Annotated in this window: 18 protein-coding genes and 1 pseudogene; 14 read left to right on the top strand and 5 right to left on the bottom strand. The window is 74.5% G+C overall.

What is annotated here, in order from left to right:
- The first annotated feature begins 19 nt into the window (after positions 1 to 19).
- Both OG994_RS26990 and OG994_RS26995 read left to right on the top strand, forming a co-directional pair.
- Positions 20 to 1,078: a type III polyketide synthase gene (locus tag OG994_RS26990; protein WP_120329891.1), complete on the top strand. Its 1,059-nt coding sequence runs from the start codon at positions 20 to 22 to the stop codon at positions 1,076 to 1,078.
- Positions 1,079 to 1,101: 23 nt separating this feature from the next.
- Positions 1,102 to 1,734, top strand: a complete 633-nt coding sequence (locus tag OG994_RS26995) for a hypothetical protein (RefSeq protein ID WP_328851399.1) — start codon at positions 1,102 to 1,104, stop codon at positions 1,732 to 1,734.
- Positions 1,735 to 1,815: 81 nt separating this feature from the next.
- Here the strand turns inward: OG994_RS26995 and OG994_RS27000 are convergent, their stop codons facing one another.
- Complete coding sequence (locus tag OG994_RS27000; RefSeq protein WP_120329893.1) at positions 1,816 to 2,514, bottom strand: hypothetical protein; 699 nt, start codon at positions 2,512 to 2,514, stop codon at positions 1,816 to 1,818.
- Between the two features lie 329 nt (positions 2,515 to 2,843).
- On the opposite strand from OG994_RS27000, the gene OG994_RS27005 reads away from it, so the two are divergent.
- From OG994_RS27005 to OG994_RS27020, 4 genes are read left to right on the top strand one after another with little or no spacing between them, the layout of a single operon-like run.
- On the top strand, positions 2,844 to 3,329 hold the full coding sequence (locus OG994_RS27005; protein ID WP_012015454.1) for a CarD family transcriptional regulator: 486 nt from the start codon (positions 2,844 to 2,846) through the stop codon (positions 3,327 to 3,329).
- A 56-nt stretch (positions 3,330 to 3,385) separates the two neighbouring features.
- Entirely contained in the window at positions 3,386 to 4,081 is a 696-nt protein-coding gene (ispD, locus tag OG994_RS27010) for a 2-C-methyl-D-erythritol 4-phosphate cytidylyltransferase (RefSeq protein WP_328851400.1), read from the top strand.
- A gap of 16 nt (positions 4,082 to 4,097) precedes the next feature.
- Positions 4,098 to 4,580 (top strand): 2-C-methyl-D-erythritol 2,4-cyclodiphosphate synthase, encoded by a 483-nt coding sequence (gene ispF, locus OG994_RS27015; protein ID WP_120329895.1) that lies wholly within the window; start codon positions 4,098 to 4,100, stop codon positions 4,578 to 4,580.
- Between the two features lie 10 nt (positions 4,581 to 4,590).
- Positions 4,591 to 5,616 (top strand): tetratricopeptide repeat protein, encoded by a 1,026-nt coding sequence (locus OG994_RS27020; protein WP_328851401.1) that lies wholly within the window; start codon positions 4,591 to 4,593, stop codon positions 5,614 to 5,616.
- Positions 5,617 to 5,727: 111 nt separating this feature from the next.
- Here OG994_RS27020 and OG994_RS27025 read toward each other — a convergent pair whose 3' ends face one another.
- Positions 5,728 to 6,894 carry a homogentisate 1,2-dioxygenase gene (locus OG994_RS27025; RefSeq protein ID WP_328851402.1) on the bottom strand — a complete coding sequence of 389 codons (1,167 nt, stop codon included), beginning with the start codon at positions 6,892 to 6,894 and terminating at the stop codon, positions 5,728 to 5,730.
- 94 nt (positions 6,895 to 6,988) lie between these two features.
- Between OG994_RS27025 and OG994_RS27030 the strand changes: the two are divergent.
- From OG994_RS27030 to OG994_RS27055, 6 genes and pseudogenes are all read left to right on the top strand, one after another.
- A pseudogene (locus tag OG994_RS27030) lies at positions 6,989 to 7,843 on the top strand (hypothetical protein); the annotation flags it as partial.
- 125 nt (positions 7,844 to 7,968) lie between these two features.
- The gene (gene fahA / locus OG994_RS27035) at positions 7,969 to 9,165 is read left to right on the top strand and encodes a fumarylacetoacetase (protein ID WP_328851403.1); all 1,197 of its coding nucleotides are present in this window, start codon (positions 7,969 to 7,971) and stop codon (positions 9,163 to 9,165) included.
- Positions 9,166 to 9,361: 196 nt separating this feature from the next.
- Positions 9,362 to 9,571: a DUF397 domain-containing protein gene (locus OG994_RS27040; protein WP_120329899.1), complete on the top strand. Its 210-nt coding sequence runs from the start codon at positions 9,362 to 9,364 to the stop codon at positions 9,569 to 9,571.
- Between the two features lie 113 nt (positions 9,572 to 9,684).
- Entirely contained in the window at positions 9,685 to 10,161 is a 477-nt protein-coding gene (locus OG994_RS27045; RefSeq protein WP_120329900.1) for an SRPBCC family protein, read from the top strand.
- A 59-nt stretch (positions 10,162 to 10,220) separates the two neighbouring features.
- The gene (locus OG994_RS27050; protein WP_328851404.1) at positions 10,221 to 11,474 is read left to right on the top strand and encodes an outer membrane protein assembly factor BamB family protein; all 1,254 of its coding nucleotides are present in this window, start codon (positions 10,221 to 10,223) and stop codon (positions 11,472 to 11,474) included.
- A 78-nt stretch (positions 11,475 to 11,552) separates the two neighbouring features.
- Entirely contained in the window at positions 11,553 to 11,720 is a 168-nt protein-coding gene (locus OG994_RS27055; protein ID WP_158610114.1) for a hypothetical protein, read from the top strand.
- Between the two features lie 130 nt (positions 11,721 to 11,850).
- On the opposite strand, the gene hisC is transcribed toward OG994_RS27055, so the two are convergent.
- The 3 genes from hisC to hppD form a co-directional block, all read right to left on the bottom strand.
- A complete protein-coding gene (gene hisC, locus OG994_RS27060) occupies positions 11,851 to 12,954 on the bottom strand; it encodes a histidinol-phosphate transaminase (protein WP_120329902.1) in 1,104 nt (367 codons plus the stop codon).
- Positions 12,951 to 13,889, bottom strand: coding sequence for an RDD family protein (locus tag OG994_RS27065; RefSeq protein ID WP_120329903.1), 939 nt, complete (start codon positions 13,887 to 13,889; stop codon positions 12,951 to 12,953). The genes hisC and OG994_RS27065 overlap by 4 nt, the downstream gene beginning before the upstream one ends.
- Before the next feature lie 136 nt (positions 13,890 to 14,025).
- A complete protein-coding gene (gene hppD, locus OG994_RS27070; RefSeq protein WP_328851405.1) occupies positions 14,026 to 15,231 on the bottom strand; it encodes a 4-hydroxyphenylpyruvate dioxygenase in 1,206 nt (401 codons plus the stop codon).
- A 140-nt stretch (positions 15,232 to 15,371) separates the two neighbouring features.
- Here hppD and OG994_RS27075 point away from each other — a divergent pair, with 140 nt between their 5' ends.
- Positions 15,372 to 15,884: an Lrp/AsnC family transcriptional regulator gene (locus OG994_RS27075; RefSeq protein ID WP_120329905.1), complete on the top strand. Its 513-nt coding sequence runs from the start codon at positions 15,372 to 15,374 to the stop codon at positions 15,882 to 15,884.
- Between the two features lie 102 nt (positions 15,885 to 15,986).
- Positions 15,987 to 17,438 carry an outer membrane protein assembly factor BamB family protein gene (locus OG994_RS27080; protein WP_328851406.1) on the top strand — a complete coding sequence of 484 codons (1,452 nt, stop codon included), beginning with the start codon at positions 15,987 to 15,989 and terminating at the stop codon, positions 17,436 to 17,438.
- The last annotated feature ends 91 nt before the right edge of the window (positions 17,439 to 17,529 follow it).

Here is a 17,529-nt window from a genome sequence, read left to right on the forward strand (position 1 = left end):
GGGCGGCGTCGGACGAGAGGTGGGGATCGTGTCGGTACCAGTGATCGCGGGCCTCGGGACGGCACAGCCGCCGTCGGCCCGGCAGGACGAGTTGTGGGAGGGCTTCTTCTCCCGGCACTTCTCGGGCGCCACCCGGTCGTTGGCGCAGCGGATCTTCGCGAACTCGGGGGTCAGCACCCGCCAGGCCGCGGTGAACCCGCTGCTGGAGGACGTCTCCGACTGGCCGACCGAGCGGCGGATGCGCCGCTACCTGGTCGAGGCGCTGCCGCTGGGCAAGGAGGCGGTGGGCCGGGCACTGACGGCGGCCGGCCTCGACGCCGTCGACATCGGGCTGTTCATCGTCTGCTCGTGCACCGGGTACGCCACCCCCGGGCTGGACATCCTGCTCGCCCGTGACCTCGGCATGGCGCCCACCACGCAGCGGATGTTCGTGGGCCACATGGGCTGCTACGCGGCGCTGCCCGGGCTCGGCGCGGCGAGCGACTTCGTGACCGCGCGGGGCCGTCCGGCGCTGCTGCTCTGCGCAGAGCTGACGAGCCTGCACATCCAGCCCTCCACGGCGCGGGTGGACACCCAGCAGATCGTCTCGCACGCGCTCTTCTCGGACGCGGCGGTCGCCGCCGTGGTGCTTCCCGGCGGCCCGGGGTACGCGCTGCGGGAGGTCACGTCGGTCACCGACACCTCCACGGCCGACCACATGACGTGGGACGTCACCGACGCCGGTTTCCGGATGGGACTGTCGCCCAAGGTGCCGCAGGTGCTGTCCACACACGTCCGCGGCCTGGTCGACGACCTGCTGGCCCGGCACGGCACCGCGGTCGCCGAGCTGGACGGCTGGGCGGTGCACCCCGGCGGGCCGCGCATCCTCAACGTGGTGGAGCGTGAGCTGGGTCTTCCCCCGGACGCGCTCGCGTCGTCCCGGGCGACGCTGGACGAGCACGGCAACTGCTCCTCGCCGACGGTGCTGCTGATCCTGGACCGGCTGCGCCGCGCCGCCACGCCGCCGGAGCGGATCCTCATGCTCGCGTTCGGCCCGGGCCTCACCCTCTACGCCGTACTGCTCGATCGACAGGGTTGAGCGGTCACGCCTAGGCTCGGCGCATGGGCGTCGAGGCGGATGACCGGTTGCGCCGCGGGGTGCTGGCCGGCGCGACCGTGCTCGTGCTGGTGGCCGGGGGCTGGTGGTGGCGGGCGAACGCCCCGGACGGCACCCGGGCCGGCTCGCCGCGCGACGTGGCTGCCGCCCCGGTCGGCGGGACCGATCCGGTGCGACTCGGCCCGGCCGACGGGCGGGCGGGAGCGGTCGTCCGGGTGGATCCGGCCACGGGGGCCGCTGTCCTCGTGACCGAGGGCGACGCCGCCCTCCCGGTCGACCCCGGTCCCCGCCGCCGTGCCGAACCCGGGACCATGACGCAGGGCCTCGTCCTGCCGCGGGATCCGGACGCGCTCTGGCACGACGCCGTGACGCTCACCCGTCAGCGGACCGTCTCGCAGCAGGTCGGCGGCGAGGACACGCCGCCCGCCGCGTACCTGCTCCAGTACCGGTGCACGGGGCCGGGGACGTTGCGGGTCTCGATCACGGGCGGCCGGGTCGTCAACCGCGCCCCGGCGGTCTGCGACGGCGCGATCCGCGCGCTCGTGGTCGTCGGGACGGGCGGACCGCTGCGCGTCTGGCTCGCGAGCGCCGGCACCGAGTGGGTACGGGTCGCCGTACAGCTGGTGCCGGCGGGCTGACCGGCCGCGTCGGTTCCCGCCGCCGGCCCGGACGTCGCGGCCGGCGGTCGGGCAGCGAGGCGGGCCAGGTCGCCGCGGCGGTCAGGCGGCGAGGCGGGCCAGGTCGGCGCGGTACGTCTCGGCCGGGCCGAGGTCGGGCAGCACCCGGACCACCACGCCGGCCCGGTCCACGAGCACGGCCACCGCCTGGTCCGGGTGCGGTGGCAGGTGCAGGAACGAGCGCAGTCCACCGGCGGGATCGGCGAGCGTACGCACACCCGGCCCGCGGGTCGGCGCGGTCGGCACGCTCCGCTCGCCGGTGACGGTCACCACGTTCACCTCGGGCGGCGCGGCCGCGGCGGCCTGCGTGACCTCGGCGACGCAGGCGCAGGCGTCCACCAGGATGATCATGGCGGGGGCCAGGCCGCGCAGCGGCACCGGGGACTGCCCGGCGTCGACCAGGTCGAGGGCGGGCAGCGGCCGGCCGGTCAGCGCGGCGGGTGGCGGTTCCGGGGCCGGCGTGGACCGGTCCGCGGAGCGCGGCGGGCGCGGCCAGGTGACGGCGGCCAGGCCGGCGAGTGTCGTGACGATGGCCACCAGCAGGACGAGCAGGGGCAGCTTGAGGGCCGACAGGCGGGCCCGCGCCGCGCGGCGTGCGGCCTCGCGCAACTCGCGGCGCACCTGCGCGGCCTCCTGCGCGAGCGCCGAGGCGTCGTCGGGGATCACCACCCGACCCCACTCCGGCGGGAGGTCGGGCAGCCCCTCGGACGGCCCGTGCCCGTCTGCGTCCGGCATGCTCATCGGACCCCCTGGAACCGTCTTCGAGAGCCGACAGCGGCTCGCCTACCAGCCTCGCGCACCGGGGGCGGCTCCCGCTAGACGTGGGCGCGGCAGCCCTCGTCGGGATACCATGTAACGAGCGCATAGCCCTTGATCTCGGCGTTCCGTTCACTCCTACCGGGGTGTCATCCGGAGGTTACGGAGCGTGTTCGAACCATCGGTTTGACGGCCTGTCAAGTCGAAGAAATACCTCTCACAGGGCCCCTGAGCTGCGCCAACGGTCAGGACAGCGGTGAGACATCGGTGCCTGAGCGTGTTACCCTAGACACAGCGAAAGGGGTTTCGAACCTATGGTTTTCAGTGTCGGCGAGACCGTTGTTTACCCCCACCACGGGGCCGCACTCATCGAGGCAATCGAGACTCGGGTCATCAAGGGCGAGGAGAAGCAGTATCTCGTCCTGAGGGTCGCGCAGGGTGACCTCACGGTCCGGGTGCCCGCCGAGAACGCCGAGATCGTGGGTGTGCGCGAGGTGGTCGGCGAAGAGGGCCTGGGCAAGGTCTTCGACGTGCTCCGTGCCCCGCACACCGAGGAGCCGACCAACTGGTCGCGGCGTTACAAGGCGAATCTGGAGAAGCTGGCCTCCGGTAACCCGCTGAAGGTCGCCGAGGTCGTCCGCGACCTGTGGCGCCGGGAGCGGGAGCGGGGTCTGTCCGCGGGCGAGAAGCGCATGCTCGCCAAGGCTCGCGACATTCTCGTCGGCGAGGTCGCGCTGGCGGAGAAGAGCACCAAGGACGAGGCGGAGACGCTGCTCGACAAGGTGCTGACCGAGGCCTAGTCCGCACAGCATCGACGTACCCAGTTCGTAGCGAAGAAACCACCGAGGACCGCGACGTGACCGCGCAGCTCAATCCGCGCGGTGACGTCGCGGTCCTCGTCCCTGCGGCGGGGGCCGGCGTACGGCTCGGCCCGGGCCGACCCAAGGCGCTGCGCCTGCTCGCGGGGGAACCCCTGCTGGTGCACGCGGTGCGCCGGCTCGCCGCGGCCCCGAGCGTGCGCACGATCGTGGTGGCCGCTCCCTTGGCCGAGCTCGACGCGGTCCGCGACCTGCTCGCCCCGGTGGCCCCCGTGACGGTGGTGCCCGGAGGCGCCGAGCGTCAGGCGTCGGTGGCGGCGGCGCTCGCCGCGGTGCCGCCCGGCCCCGAGATCGTCCTCGTGCACGACGCCGCGCGGGCACTGACCCCGCCCGAGCTGGTGGAGGCCGTCGCGGCGGCGGTCCGCGCGGGCCGGCCGGCCGTGATCCCGGTGCTTCCGGTGGTCGACACGATCAAGGAGGTCGGCGCCGAGGAGACGGTGCTCGGCACGGTCGACCGTTCCGTGCTGCGGATCGTGCAGACGCCGCAGGGCTTCCGCCGCTCGGTGCTCGCCGCCGCGCACGCCGCGGCCGGTGACGCGCTCACCGACGACGCCGGCTTGGTGGAGAAGCAGGGCGTCCCGGTGTCCTGCGTGCCGGGCTCCGAGTACGCACTCAAGATCACTCGCCCGTTCGACCTGGCGCTCGCCGAGCATCTGCTGGCCGCCGGCGGTTGACGCGTACCCTCTGCTCATGATCGTTCCCCGCGTCGCCATCGGCACCGACGTGCACGCGTTCGCCGCCGGCCGGCCCTGCTGGGTGGCCGGCCTGCTCTGGCCCGACCAGGACGGCCTCGCCGGGCACTCCGACGCCGACGTGGTGGCCCACGCCGCCTGCAACGCGCTGCTCTCCGCGGCCGGCCTCGGTGACCTGGGCGCGAACTTCGGTGTCGACCAGCCGGAGTGGGCCGGCGCCTCCGGGGTGGCGCTGCTCACCGAGACGGCCCGCCGGGTCCGCGCCGCCGGGTTCACGATCGGCAACGTGTCGGTCCAGGTGGTCGGCAACCGGCCCAAGATCGGGCCGCGCCGGGCGGAAGCCGAGCGCGTCCTCTCCACCGCGATCGACGCGCCGGTCACCGTGTCCGCGGCCACCACCGACGGGCTCGGCTTCACCGGGCGCGGCGAGGGGCTCGCCGGCATCGCCGTGGCCCTGGTGTACGAGGCACCGGCCGCCTAGGCTCGCCGGGATGTCCAGCGACGCCACCCCCGAGCAGTCCTCCGCCGACGGCTACGTCCAGCGGGCGAAGCTGCTGGCCGAACTCGGCCGCTACGACGAGGCCGCCGCCGAGGTGTCGTACGCCGTGGCGCTGGAACCGGCCAACGCGGGGGCGCTGACCCTGCTCTCCCGCCTGCACCTGGCCGCCGGGCGACCGGCCGAGGCGCTCACCGCCGCCGACGCGGCGATCGCCGCCGCTCCGGGCATCGTGGCGCCGCTGCTGGCCCGGGGCATGGCCCTCGCCGACCTGGAGCGGTACGCCGAGGCCGCCCGCACCGCCGACGAGATCCTGGCGGTCGGCCCCGACGACGCGTACGCCCAGCGGAACGCCGCGGCGATCCTGGCCGGCTCGCGCAACGGCCAGACGGCGCTCAACGCGGCGTGGCGCGGGGTGCAACTGGCGCCCGAGGAGCCCGAGGCGCACCTGGTGCTTGGGCTGGTGGCCGCGAACATGCAGATGTTCGACCTGGCCGAGCGGGCCTACCGCGAGGCGCTGCGGCTGGACCCGCAGCTCGCCGAGGCGCGGCACGACATCGGTGTCATCCGGTTGGAGCAGCGGCGGTGGAGCGAGGCGCTGGAGCACCTCGCCGAGGCCGCCGCCGCGGATCCGGGACGGATCGACTCGCGCCGGACGATCTCGGCCGGCCTGCGGCAGCTGGTGCTCTTCGGCGCGGGCTGGTCGATGATCACCGCTGTGCTGATCGCCTGCGTCGCCCCCGCCAGCGCCGGGCTCTCCCGGGGCGCCGCCGTGGTCGCCGCTCTCGGCGGCGCGCTGGTGCTGTGGCGGTTCGGCGCACGGATGCCGGGCCTGGCGAGGACGGTCCTGCCGGCCCTGCTGCGGTCCGACCGCGCCCTGGCCCTGGCCGTGTACGCGGCGGCCGCCGCACCGGTGCTGATCCTGCTCTACGCCCTCGTCGGCACCGCGTGGCCGCTGGTGCTCGCCATCGCGGTGGCCGCCATGGCCGAGATGACCGCACTGTTCCGCACGACGGCGTGAGGCGGGAAACTCACCCAGGATCCGACGGCGTAGCGCGGCCCGGCAAGCTCGGGGCCCCGCCGGAGCCCGACCCGCTCGGGGCGGGGCGGGCCCCGGCGAGCCCCAGGGCGATCAGGCCCGGCGTGCCCAGGTCCAGGCGTACCCCGGGTCCTCGCAGGCGGCCGCCGCGTCGCACAGGTCGAGCGGGCGGAACGTGTCGACCATGACGGCCAGCTCGTCGAAGAAGTCGACCCCGATCGCGCGTTCGGCGGCGCCCGGCTGGGGGCCGTGGGTGAACCCGGACGGGTGCAGCGAGATCGAACCCTGCTCGATGCCGGAGCCGCGCCGCGCCTCGTAGTTGCCGCCGGTGTAGAAGAGCATCTCGTCGGAGTCGACGTTGTGGTGGTTGTACGGCACCGGGATGGCGTCCGGGTGGTAGTCGACCTTGCGCGGCACGAACGAGCAGATCACGAAGTTCGGGCCCTGGAAGGTCTGGTGCACCGGCGGCGGCTGGTGGATCCGGCCGGTGATCGGCTCGAAGTCGTGGATGGAGAACGCCCACGGGTAGAGGTGCCCGTCCCAGCCCACCACGTCGAACGGGTGGTGGGCGTACGTGAAGCGGGTCCAACCGCGACGGTGCCGCACGAGCACGTCGACGTCCTCGCCGTCGATGAGCAGCGGCGTGTCCGGCCCGCGCAGGTCGCGTTCGCAGTACGGCGAGTGCTCCAGGAACTGGCCGCGTACGGACAGGTAGCGCTTGGGTGGGCCGATGTGGCCGGCCGCCTCGATGGCGAGCAGCCGGACGGGCTCGTCGCTGGTCGGCACGAGGCGGTGGATGGTCGAGGTGGGGATGATGACGTAGTCGCCGGCGACCGCGTCGAGCGCCCCGAACGTCGACTCGACCCGCATGCTGCCGGACTCGACGTAGAGGCAGTGGTCGCCGGTGGCGTCGCGGAAGAGCGGGGACGGGCGGTCGGCGAGCACGTACGCGATCCGCACGTCGTCGTTGGCGAGCAGGTACTGCCGGCCGAGCACCGGATCGGCCCCGGCGCCGTCGAGCTTGTGCGTGCGCAGGTGCCGCGGCTTGAGCGGCAGGTTCGGCACCCGCGTGACGGCGGGCGGCGTGAACTCCTCGGCCGCCACGATCGCCGTGGGGGCGTGGCGGTGGTAGAGCAGGGACGAGTCGGAGGAGAAGCCCTCCTGGCCCATGAGTTCCTCGGCGTAGAGGCTGCCGTCGGGCTGACGGAACTGGGTGTGGCGTTTGCGCGGCACCTCGCCGACGCTGCGGTAGTACGGCATCTCGCCTCCCGATAGGTCCCGGTCACCGGCCGATGACGTCCGATAATCGGACGCTGTTGTCCGCTCCACGTAGCGTCCCGTAGATTCTTGTTCCGTGTCAACGCAGGTGCCCGCGCTCCTCGACGGTCTGGTGGACGACGCCGCCGTCTTCCCGCCCGGCAGCGCCGCCCTCCCGGACGCGGTCGTCGCGCACCGCGGTCACCGCCGTGCCTGGTACGCCGACCTCGTCGGGCCGCTCCTGGTCCCGGCCTCGGCCGTCGTGGCGGGCCGTCTCAACGGCCTCGTCGACCCCGCCGAGGGCTTCGTGGTCGGTGTCATCGGCGACACCGGGGTGCCGGGGCTGCCGTCCGCGCTGTCGGTCCTGGCATCCCGCGGCGTGACGGCCCGGCAGGTCGAGGTGGCCGTCGCGAAGCGGGGTGAGGACCCCCTGCCCGGGATCGCCGGCCTGCTGGAGTCGACCCTGGCCGGCGTCGACGCCGTCTACGCCGAGGTCCCGCTGACGTTCGGGCTCATGGGCGCGCTGGACCGGCTCGCCGCGGCCCGGGCCGACGGGGCGCCGGTCGCCGCGAAGTTCCGCACCGGCGGGCTGGCCGCCGAGCTGTTCCCGACGCCGGCCGAGCTGGCCGCCGTGATCTGCGCCTGCCGGGACCGTGACCTGCCCTTCAAGCTGACCGCCGGGCTGCACCACGCGGTCCGCCACCTCGACCCGGAGACCGGGTTCACCCACCACGGCTTCGTGAACGTGCTGGCCGCCACGCTCGCCGCGGCGGCGGGCGCGGACCGGGAGGGCGTCACCGAACTGCTCACGGCCGCCGACCCGCGGCCGCTCCTGAGCTGGGTCGAGGGCCGGCTGGAGACGCCGCGCCCGCTCTGGGTGGGCTACGGCTCGTGCAGCATCGGGGAACCACTGACCGACCTGGTCCGCCTCGGCCTGCTGACCGGGCCGACACGCGACGACCCGGTCGCCGTACGCGAGGGGACCGGCGTGGATCCGGTCGCCGTACGCGGCGGGACCGGCGTCGAGCGGCACGAGGGCGGGAACCGGACCGACGACTCCGACGGGGGCGAGGGCGTATGACCTGGGTGACGGGTGCCGACGGATCGGCGTACGGGGTGACGAACCTGCCGTACGGGGTGTTCGTGCACGGCGAGCGGGAGCCGCGCATCGGCGTACGCGTCGGTGACTTCGTGCTCGACCTGGCCGGCGCCGAGGCCGCCGGTCTGGTGCTGGCCGCCGGGGCGCTGGGCCGGCCCACCCTCAACGCGTTCATGGCGCTCGGGCGTCCGCAGTGGACGGCCGTGCGGCAGCGCCTCACCGAGCTGCTCACCGACCCGGCGCACCGGGCCGCCGTGGAACCGCTGCTGGTGCCGCTCGGCGAGGTCCGGCTGCTGCTGCCGTTCGAGGTGGCCGACTACGTCGACTTCTACTCGTCCGAGCACCACGCGGCCAACGTCGGGCAGATCTTCCGACCGGGGCAGCCGCCGCTGCTGCCCAACTGGCGGCACCTGCCGATCGGCTACCACGGCCGAGCCGGCACGGTGGTCGTCTCCGGCACCCCGGTGACCCGCCCCTGCGGGCAGCGGCCGGGCCCCGAGGGCCCCACGTACGGCCCGTCGGCCCGGCTGGACATCGAGGCCGAGGTCGGCTTCGTGGTGGGCGTACCCAGCCCGCTGGGCTCCCGGGTCTCCGTCGACGACTTCGCCGACCACGTCTTCGGCGTGGTGCTGGTCAACGACTGGTCGGCCCGCGACATCCAGGCCTGGGAGTACCAGCCGCTCGGGCCGTTCCTCGGCAAGTCGTTCGCCACCTCGGTCTCGGCGTGGGTGACCCCGCTGGACGCCCTCGCCGACGCGTTCCGGCCGGGCCCCAAGCAGGACCCGCCGGTCGCCGACTACCTGCGCGACGTGCCGCACCTCGGGCTGGACCTGCGGCTCCAGGTCGAGTGGAACGGCGAGCGGGTCAGCGAGCCGCCGTTCGCCACCATGTACTGGACGCCGGCCCAGCAGCTCGCCCACCTGACCGTCAACGGAGCCTCGCTGCGGACCGGGGACCTCTACGCCTCCGGCACCGTCTCGGGGCCGGAGCGCGGGCAGGTCGGCTCGTTCCTGGAACTCACCTGGGGCGGGGCCGAGCCGGTGAAGCTCGACGGCGGTACGCGCACCTTCCTGGAGGACGGCGACACGGTCACCATCACGGCGACCGCTCCCGGCCCCGACGGCACCACCGTCGCCCTCGGCGAGGTCACCGGCACCATTCTGCCCGCCCGCTGACCAGCGCCGATGCCCGGCGGCCGGTGCGTCACCGGCCGCCGACGATCGTGATCAGCCGATCGCACCATCTGTGCGATCGCCCCCGTACCCTCCCGCGTTGATCGCTCCGGATTCCGACGCCCCGTCGCGCCGGACGGGCCCGTGACCGGTCCCGGCCGGTCCCGGCGGGGCGTCCCAACGCACAGGGAGGTAGTCAATGCACGATCTTGCCGGCGCCGTCTGGCGTACCAGCAGCCGTTCCAACGACCAGGGCCTCTGCGTCGAGGTGGCCGACAACCTGGTCGACGTCATCGGCGTCGTCGCGGTCCGCGACTCGAAGGACCCGGCGGGCCCCACGCTCGCCGTCAGCCCGCCGGGGTGGACGGCCTTCGTCGACGCGATCCGCGCGGGCCAGTTCGACCGCTGACCGCCGGACCAACCCCGGCACAGACGCACCGATCGGGGTCTCCGGTGGAAATTCCGCCCGGAGACCCCCGCTCCGTGTTCACGCCGCGTACCGTCGAGGCCACGGGAGGTGGCATGTCGACGGTGGCGGTTTCCGGTTTCATCGAGGCGTCCGCCGTGGACGTCTGGCGGCTCCTGACCGATCCCCTCAGCCGGGCGGGGCGGGCCCTGGCCGGCCCGCTCGAACTGCTCACCTCCGGCCCCTTCGGCCCGGGCACCGCCTGGAGCGAGCCCCGCAGGCGGCCGGACGGCGCCGTCCTCGTGGAGGAGTTCTGGGTGGTGGAGGCGATACCACCGCGCCGCCTCGTGCTCTGCTCGCCCGGCGACGCCGTCGACCACCGGATCACCTGGACGCTGCGTGGCGCGCCGCGCCGGCACCCGGGCGGCACGGCCGTCACCGTCAGCCTGGAGGCGCTGCCGTCCTCCGCGTCCGGCCGGGTGGTCGCGCTGCTCCTCGGCGGTCTGGCCGCCCGCGCCGTGGAGCGTGCCCTCCGGGGCGACCTCGCGGACCTCGCCGCCGCCGTCGAGGGCCCGACGGCCCGGGCGGCCTGAGCACCCGCCACCTGACACCCGCCGAGCGCCGCTGGGTAGGGTGCCGGGCGGAGGTGCGCATGGGGTTCCGTAACGGCCGGCGGCGGGTCGTGCTGGTCGTCGCGGTCCTGCTCGCCGTCGCCACGGTGGCGACGATCGTCTACCGCGTGCTCGCCCCCGCCGAGGTCAGCACTGTCGCGCGTGCCGCGTACCCGACCCCCGCCGATCCACCCGCCGGCGTGATCGGGCGGCTGCCCGTGGCCCCGCTCGTCGTGGACGACCGGCTGCGGGTGTACGCGGGCCACCGCCAGGTGTACGCGGACCGACCGGTCGACGGGCGGTACCGCACCACGCCGTTCTGGTCGTACCGCCGCTGGCCGGCCGAACTGGTCGGCGTGGTGGCGAGCGGTACGACCGTGGTGAGCCGCTGGTCGGACGGCCGGCTCGTGGCGCTGGACGCGCGGGACGGGCGGGTGGCCTGGCGCGCCGACGGACCGGAGCCGGCGCGGAAGCCGGACGCCCGGCGCACCGGAGCGGCGATCGTATGGGACCCGCCGGGGCTCTACCTCGCCCGCACCGGCGACGGCCGGGACGTGCTGGTGGCGACCGGCGCCGGCGAGGCGCGGGGCGTCGACCTGGCCGCCGGACGCGAACTCTGGCGCGTCCCGCTGGGCGGCGACTGCCGCGGCGACGTCGGCACCACCTCGACGGGGCGGCTGGTGGGTGTGGACCGCTGCGCCGGCCCGGCGGCGGTCGAGTTCCGGGACGTGGCGACGGGCGCGGTGACCGACCGCTGGCGGCCGCCCGGCGCCGGTGACGACGTGGTGGTCACCCCGGTGGGCTGCCGGAGCGGGCGGTCGGAGTGCTCCGCCCTGCGTACGGCGGGGCCCGGTGACGCGGCGGGCCGGGGCTGGCTGGTCGGCCCCGGGGCGCCGGTGGCCGCGCCAGCGCTCGACCGGCTCGACACCCAGCTCGCCGGTGAGCAGGCGGTCGGGGTCGTCGGGGGCGTGCTCGTCGGGCGCTCCGCACGCACCGGCGCCGAGTCGTGGCGCCGCCCCGACCTCGGGCCGGGACGGGTGATCGCCGTCCAGCCCGACCGCGTGCACCTGCTGACCGACGCCAACGAGCTGGTCACGCTCGATCCCGTGACCGGCGCGGAGCGGTCCCGCTTCCCGCTGACCGTCGGCAGGGACGGCACGGGCTACGCGCCGGGGGCGGTGTACGCGTCGGGTGGCTACGTGGCCGTCGAACGGTTGCGCCGGCCGGTCGACCCGGATGCGGACGACCAGGGCTACTTCCTGTCCGCCGAGCCCGTGGTCCTCGCGGCGACCTGAGTCGCGTCCGACCCGAGCCGTCGACACGCCTCGCAGCAGCCTCGACAAATCGGACATAAGTTACTTATAGTCACTCCTGTGCGACTTGTGGCAGCCCTCGTGGGCGTGATCGTCATCCTGATGAGCCCCGCTCCGGCCGACGCGGCGCCGGCCCACCGGACCTTCCAGGTGGCCCGGACGCCCGGCGTCGACATCACCGTGCCGGCCGCGGTGAACCTGGCGGCCGGCGGTACGTTCGCCCGCTGAGCGACCGGCCCGGAGGTCTGGCTGCCAGGCTGCCTGGCACAGCGCCCGGGTCCGGCGTCCCGCGCCGGCCACCTGATCGTCCGGTCCGGTCCGCTCACGACGGGGAAGGCGGACCGGACCGGACACTCCGTCAGGCCAGCGCCGCCTCGGCGGCGGCCAGGAAGGCGTCGTTCTCGGCCGGGGTGCCGATGGTGACGCGTACGCCGTCACCGGCGAACGGCCGGACGATGACGCCGCGCGACTCGCACGCCTTGCCGAACTCCACCGCCCGGTCGCCCAGCGGCAGCCAGACGAAGTTCGCCTGGCTCGCGGGGACGTCCGGGACGAACTTGCGCAGCGCCTCGGTGACCCGGTCCCGCTCGGCGACGACGAGGGCGCACCGCCGCTCCACCTCGTCGGCCTGTGCGAGCGCGGCGAGCGCGGCGGCCTGGGCCACCATGCTCGTGGAGAACGGGGTGACCACCTTGCGGACCGCGGCCGCCACCTCGGGCTGGGCGACCAGGAAGCCGACGCGGAGCCCGGCGAGGCCCCACGCCTTCGACAGGGTGCGGAGCACCGCCACGTTCGGCCGGTCGAGGTAGGTCAGCCCGTCGGGCACCTCCGGGTCGGTGACGAACTCCCGGTACGCCTCGTCGATCACCACGAGCACGTCGTCGGGCATGGCGTCCAGGAACCGGTCCAGCTCGGCCCGGCGTACGGCCGTGCCCGTCGGGTTGTTGGGGTTGCAGACCAGCACCAGCCGGGTCCGTTCGGTCACCGCCGCCGCCATGGCCGTGAGGTCGTGCCCGTGGCCGGGGTCGTTCGGCACCCGCACGCTGGTCGCGCCGCTGGTCGCCGCGATGATCGGGTACGCCTCGAACGAGCGCCACGAGTAGACGACCTCGTCGCCGGGTAGCGAGGTGGCCCGGACCAGGTGCTCGGCGAGCGCCACTGAGCCGCAGCCGGTGGCGATGCGGTCGGCGTCCACCCCGTACCGCTGCGCCAGCGCGTCGCGGAGCGCGACGACGCCCATGTCCGGGTAGCGGTGCACCCCGGCGGCGGCCTCGGCGACCGCCTCCACGACGCCGGGCAGCGGCCCGTACGGCACCTCGTTGCTGGCCAGCTTGATCGCCTCGGGGAGCCCGAGTTCCCGGGCCAGGTCGGCGGGGCTGCGGCCGGGCACGTAGCTGGGCAGGGCGTCGAGGTCGGCGCGGGTGAGCCGCACCGCCGGGTCGGGTCGTCCGGTGTCGGTCATGGGGTGTCTCCCGGGGGTTCGGAACGGGTGGCGGTGGGGGTGTGGCGGGGCACCTGCACGACGACGGTCTGGGCACGCTTGTCGTGCAGCGCCTGGCGCAGCGGGTGGTCGAAGAGGGGGGAGATCGCGTCGATGAGCTGGAGCAGCAGGCCCAGGCCGCAGCAGTACCAGAGCAGGGTCGGCAGGCCGAGCGTGTTCCACCGGCGTAGCGCCCGGCCGAACCCGAGGGGCTGGTCCGCGGTCAGCGGCACGGCCCTGATCCCCATCACCCGCTTGCCGAACGTCTGGCCGCTCGACGCCATGGTCGGCACCTCGTAGGCGAGCCAGAGCGCGGTGGCGATCAGCAGGATGGCCACCTGGAGGCCGCCGGCCTGTTCACCGATCTGCGGCAACCCCTCGGTCGAGGAGTTGCCGGCCATCGCCCGCCGGAACACCTCCCGCCAGTACGGGGCCATCTCCTGCACGAGCCGCCAGACGAACCAGCCGTTCACCACGACGTTCAGCGCGAGGACGATGCCGAAGTCGATGAGCCGGGCGATGAGCCGGGCACCGAGGCCCGCCAGCGGGAGGCCGTGCGGTCGGGGCTCGGGCATGCGCGCCGCCCAGCCCGGGGGCGTCCAGCCGGGAGGCAGGCCCGGGTGGCCGTACCCCGGCGGGGGTTGCCAGCCGGGCGGCGGCCCGGCGGCCGGTGGCGCGGAGCCGGGCACGGCGGGCGGGGCCGACGCGGGAGCGCCGGGCGGCGCCGGTGCCGGCGGAGCCCCGGGCGAGGTGACGGGCTGCGGCACAGGGGCGGGCGGGGGCGCCTCCACCGGTGGCGGACCCTCCGGTGGGGTGGCGTCCACGGGGATGGGCGCACCGATCCAGCCCTCGCCGTCCCAGTACCGCCGGGTCTCGGGATCGGCGGGGTCGACGTACCAGCCGGGTTGCACGCTCACGCAGACACCTTAACGACGACCGTTTCCGCGAACCCGTGGTGAGGCGGGGCCGGCGGGGAAGCGAAGCCGCCGGCGGTGGGCGGGGGCCCACCGGCCGGCGGCGTCGGGTACGAGGGTGAGATCACGCTCGCAAGTGTTACAGGTTGCCGCGCTTCTCCTGCTCACGTTCGATCGCCTCGAACAGGGCCTTGAAGTTGCCCTTGCCGAAGCCGAGCGAGCCGTGCCGCTCGATCAGCTCGAAGAAGACCGTCGGGCGGTCCTGCACCGGCTTGGTGAAGATCTGGAGCAGGTAGCCGTCCTCGTCGCGGTCGACGAGGATCTTGCGGGCCTTCAGCTCCTCGATCGGCACCCGCACCTCACCGATGCGGGCGCGCAGCTCCGGGTCGTCGTAGTACGAGTCCGGGGTGTCGAGGAACTCGACGCCGGCCGCCCGCATCGCGTCGACGCTGGCCAGGATGTCGTTGGTGGCCACCGCGATGTGCTGGGCACCCGGGCCCTGGTAGAACTCCAGGTACTCGTCGATCTGCGACTTCTTGCGGGCGATCGCCGGCTCGTTGAGCGGGAACTTCACGCGTCGGGTGCCGTTGGCGACCACCTTGCTCATGAGGGCCGAGTAGTCGGTGGCGATGTCGTCGCCGATGAACTCCGCCATGTTGGTGAAGCCCATGACGCGCTTGTAGAACTCGACCCACTCGTCCATCCGGCCGAGCTCGACGTTGCCGACGATGTGGTCGATGGCCTGGAAGAAGCGCTTCGGCTGGATGCCGGCGTCGATCATCGGCTGCCGGTCCACGATCGGCTCGCGGGCCACGAACCCGGGCAGGAACGGCCCGGTGTAGCGCGACCGGTCGACGAGGGTGTGCCGGGTCTCGCCGTACGTGGCGATGGCCGCCATCCGGACGGTGCCGTGCTCGTCGCTGACGTCGTGCGGCTCGACCAGGCCCGTGGCGCCCTGGGCGGTGGCGTGCGCGTACGCGGCGTCCACGTCCGGCACCTCCAGCGCGATGTCGCTGACACCGTCGCTGTGCTTCGTGACGTGCTCGGCGCCCTCGGCGCCGGGACGGACCACGCCGGTGAGCAGGAACCGGGCCGAGCCGCTGGTCAGCACGTACTGGGCGTGGTCCCGGTAGCCCTGCTCCGGCCCCCGGTAGGCCACGCAGGTCATGCCGAAAGCGGTGGAGTAGTAGTGGGCGGCCTGCTTCGCGTTGCCCACCAGGAAGTGCACGTGGTCGAGGCCCTTGACCGGGAACGGGTCGCGGGTGATGTCGTGGTCGACGGCACCGACGAGCCGGTCGACGTCGACGTCCTCGGTCGACTGGGGTCGGTCGATCGCCTGGGTCATGGTGGCCTCCCTTGCGTACCGGCCGGCCTCGTGGGCCGCCGTGGGGATGGGTATGTGGCGAGGATCGCTGCGCCGGGGTGAGCTGGGCAACTGTCGCCGTAAACGGTGGTCAGGTTGCGCATTCGGTACCGTCGTATCCCGTGAACGGTGTGCAGGGTGTACAGCTCGACGACCTCGACGCGCGATTGATCGAACTGTTCGCGGAGGAACCCCGGATCGGCGTGCTGGAGTGCTCGCGCCGGCTCGGCGTGGCCCGGGGCACCGTCCAGGCGCGGCTGGACAAGCTGGTCGGCCGGGGCGTCATCACCGGGTTCGGTCCGGAGATCGCGCCGGCCGCGATCGGCTTCGGGGTGACCAGCTTCGTCACCCTGGAGATCAGCCAGCGGCACGGGCACGACCCGGTCACCGCCCACCTCGCGGGCATCCCCGAGGTGCTGGAGGCGCACACCATCACCGGCTCCGGCGACCTGCTCTGCCGGATCGTGGCCCGGTCGAACGCCGACCTCCAGCGGGTGATCGACCAGATCGTCTCCTCCGAGGGGATCACCCGGGCCTCGACGATCATCGCGCTGGCCGAGCAGATCCCGTACCGCACGCTGCCGCTGGTGCGCTCGGCCGCCCGCCGGCAGGCGGGGACCCGTCCTGACGCCTGAGGTCGAGCAGGGGCCCCAGATAACACCTTCCGCGCCAGAAAGCGCGGCGACACGGCGGCACGGGCGTACGGGACGGCCGTGATCGTGGCTACGGTGTCCGGTGTGGCGAAGGGGAGCGGCCTCGGCGTGCGCGGCGTTCTGCTGCTCGCGCTGATCGCGGTCGTCGTCCTCGCCGCGACCGGGGTGTGGAACCCGTTCCCGCGGATGTGGGACTGGGTCGACCGGAGCGAGTCGCTCGCCCAGCCGCAGGTGGCCTGGCAGGAGCGGGTCGACGGCACCCCGAAGAGCGTCACCATCGCGGGCGACACCGTCGTGGTCGAGCAGCGTACCCGGGTCGAGGCGCGCGCCCTGGCGACCGGCGGCCAGCTCTGGGAGCGCAAGGCCGACTGGGCTGCGGTCGCCGGCGGCGACCGCGACGCGGTGGTCGTCGTGGGCAAGCTGCTGGTCAAGGGGTACGAGGTGCTCGACCCCACGACCGGGGTGACCCGGCGGCGCGACGACGACGCGGTGGCCGTCTGGACGTACCGCAACCTGCTGCTGGACGCGCGCTGCGCGCAGCCGACCGACTGCACGCTGAGCGCGTGGGACCCGCGCGGCACCACGCCACTGTGGACGGCGTTCCTGCCCGGGGTGGGCAGCGGGCTGTTCGCCGACAACCCCGGCCTGCGCGGCACGCGGCGGCTGACCGCGAAGCGGATCGACGAGGCGGCGGCCGGCCCGGAGCCCGCGCCGCCGCTGCTCGGGTTCCCGGTCGACGGCCAGGTGCACGTGGTGGACACGGCGAACGGCTCGGTGCTGAGGAACGTCCAACCGGGCCGCGAGGAGCGCCTCTCGGTGGTGGGCGGCCGGTTGCTGCGCATCACCGCCCGCTCCCAGGACGGCAGCTGCCTCTTCGCGATCTCCGGCGTCGACCCCGCGACCGGGCAGGAGGTCTGGCGCCGGGCGGGGATCAACCTGCGCACCGCCGACAACGCCGGCTGCGCGCAGCGGGAGGACCCGCAGGGCGCCCGGAACGTGCTCGTCGGGGTGGGGCCGGACGGCCGGGAGGCGGTCCTCGACGGGTACAACGGACGGCTGCTCTGGGTCGGCGCCGACGGTGAGCGTCTGCTGGCCGTGGACGACCGGTACGCGGTGGCCCGCGCCGCCGACCAACGGTCGGTCGTGGCGCGCGGGCTGGCCGGCGAGCAGGTGCTCTGGACCCGTCCGGCCGGCGGCAAGGCGGGCGCGGCGCTCACCCCGTACGCGGCGGTCGTCGTGGACGAGAAGCCGTCCCGGCTCATCGCGCTCGACCCGCGTACCGGTCGGGAGCTGGCCGTCCTGCGGACCTCGGCGAACGCGCTCGCGGTCGGTCCCGGCGGCATGGTGATCGGTGAGGGGCGGGAGATCGCGTACGTCCGCTTCGGCGCTGCGGCGAACGGCGGCACCGCCCCCGCGCCCGGCGGCACCGCCCCGGCGAACGGTGGCACCGCCCCGGGCGGCAGCGGACCGTCGCCCGGCGTGGACGACACCTGCGGCCCCAAGCGCGAGCTGTGCCCGGAACGGGCGGGTGGCTGACGGCGCCCACGTCGGACCGTGCCGACGGCGGCGGTGAGAGCGGCGTCCCAGCGGGCACCCGGCGGGTGGGAATGATCGACGGGTCTGCCCT

Origin of the sequence: Micromonospora globbae (assembly GCF_036184225.1) — a bacterium.
In the GTDB taxonomy this organism is placed as follows: Bacteria; Actinomycetota; Actinomycetes; order Mycobacteriales; family Micromonosporaceae; genus Micromonospora; species Micromonospora globbae.

Coding starts and splice junctions, on each gene's coding strand:
- OG994_RS26995 (WP_328851399.1), top strand. CDS start 1,102: ATGGGCGTCGAGGCGGATGACCGGTTGCGCCGCGGGGTGCTGGCCGGC.
- OG994_RS27000 (WP_120329893.1), bottom strand. CDS start 2,514: ATGAGCATGCCGGACGCAGACGGGCACGGGCCGTCCGAGGGGCTGCCC.
- OG994_RS27005 (WP_012015454.1), top strand. CDS start 2,844: ATGGTTTTCAGTGTCGGCGAGACCGTTGTTTACCCCCACCACGGGGCC.
- ispF (WP_120329895.1), top strand. CDS start 4,098: ATGATCGTTCCCCGCGTCGCCATCGGCACCGACGTGCACGCGTTCGCC.
- OG994_RS27020 (WP_328851401.1), top strand. CDS start 4,591: ATGTCCAGCGACGCCACCCCCGAGCAGTCCTCCGCCGACGGCTACGTC.
- OG994_RS27025 (WP_328851402.1), bottom strand. CDS start 6,894: ATGCCGTACTACCGCAGCGTCGGCGAGGTGCCGCGCAAACGCCACACC.
- fahA (WP_328851403.1), top strand. CDS start 7,969: ATGACCTGGGTGACGGGTGCCGACGGATCGGCGTACGGGGTGACGAAC.
- OG994_RS27040 (WP_120329899.1), top strand. CDS start 9,362: ATGCACGATCTTGCCGGCGCCGTCTGGCGTACCAGCAGCCGTTCCAAC.
- OG994_RS27045 (WP_120329900.1), top strand. CDS start 9,685: ATGTCGACGGTGGCGGTTTCCGGTTTCATCGAGGCGTCCGCCGTGGAC.
- OG994_RS27050 (WP_328851404.1), top strand. CDS start 10,221: ATGGGGTTCCGTAACGGCCGGCGGCGGGTCGTGCTGGTCGTCGCGGTC.
- hisC (WP_120329902.1), bottom strand. CDS start 12,954: ATGACCGACACCGGACGACCCGACCCGGCGGTGCGGCTCACCCGCGCC.
- hppD (WP_328851405.1), bottom strand. CDS start 15,231: ATGACCCAGGCGATCGACCGACCCCAGTCGACCGAGGACGTCGACGTC.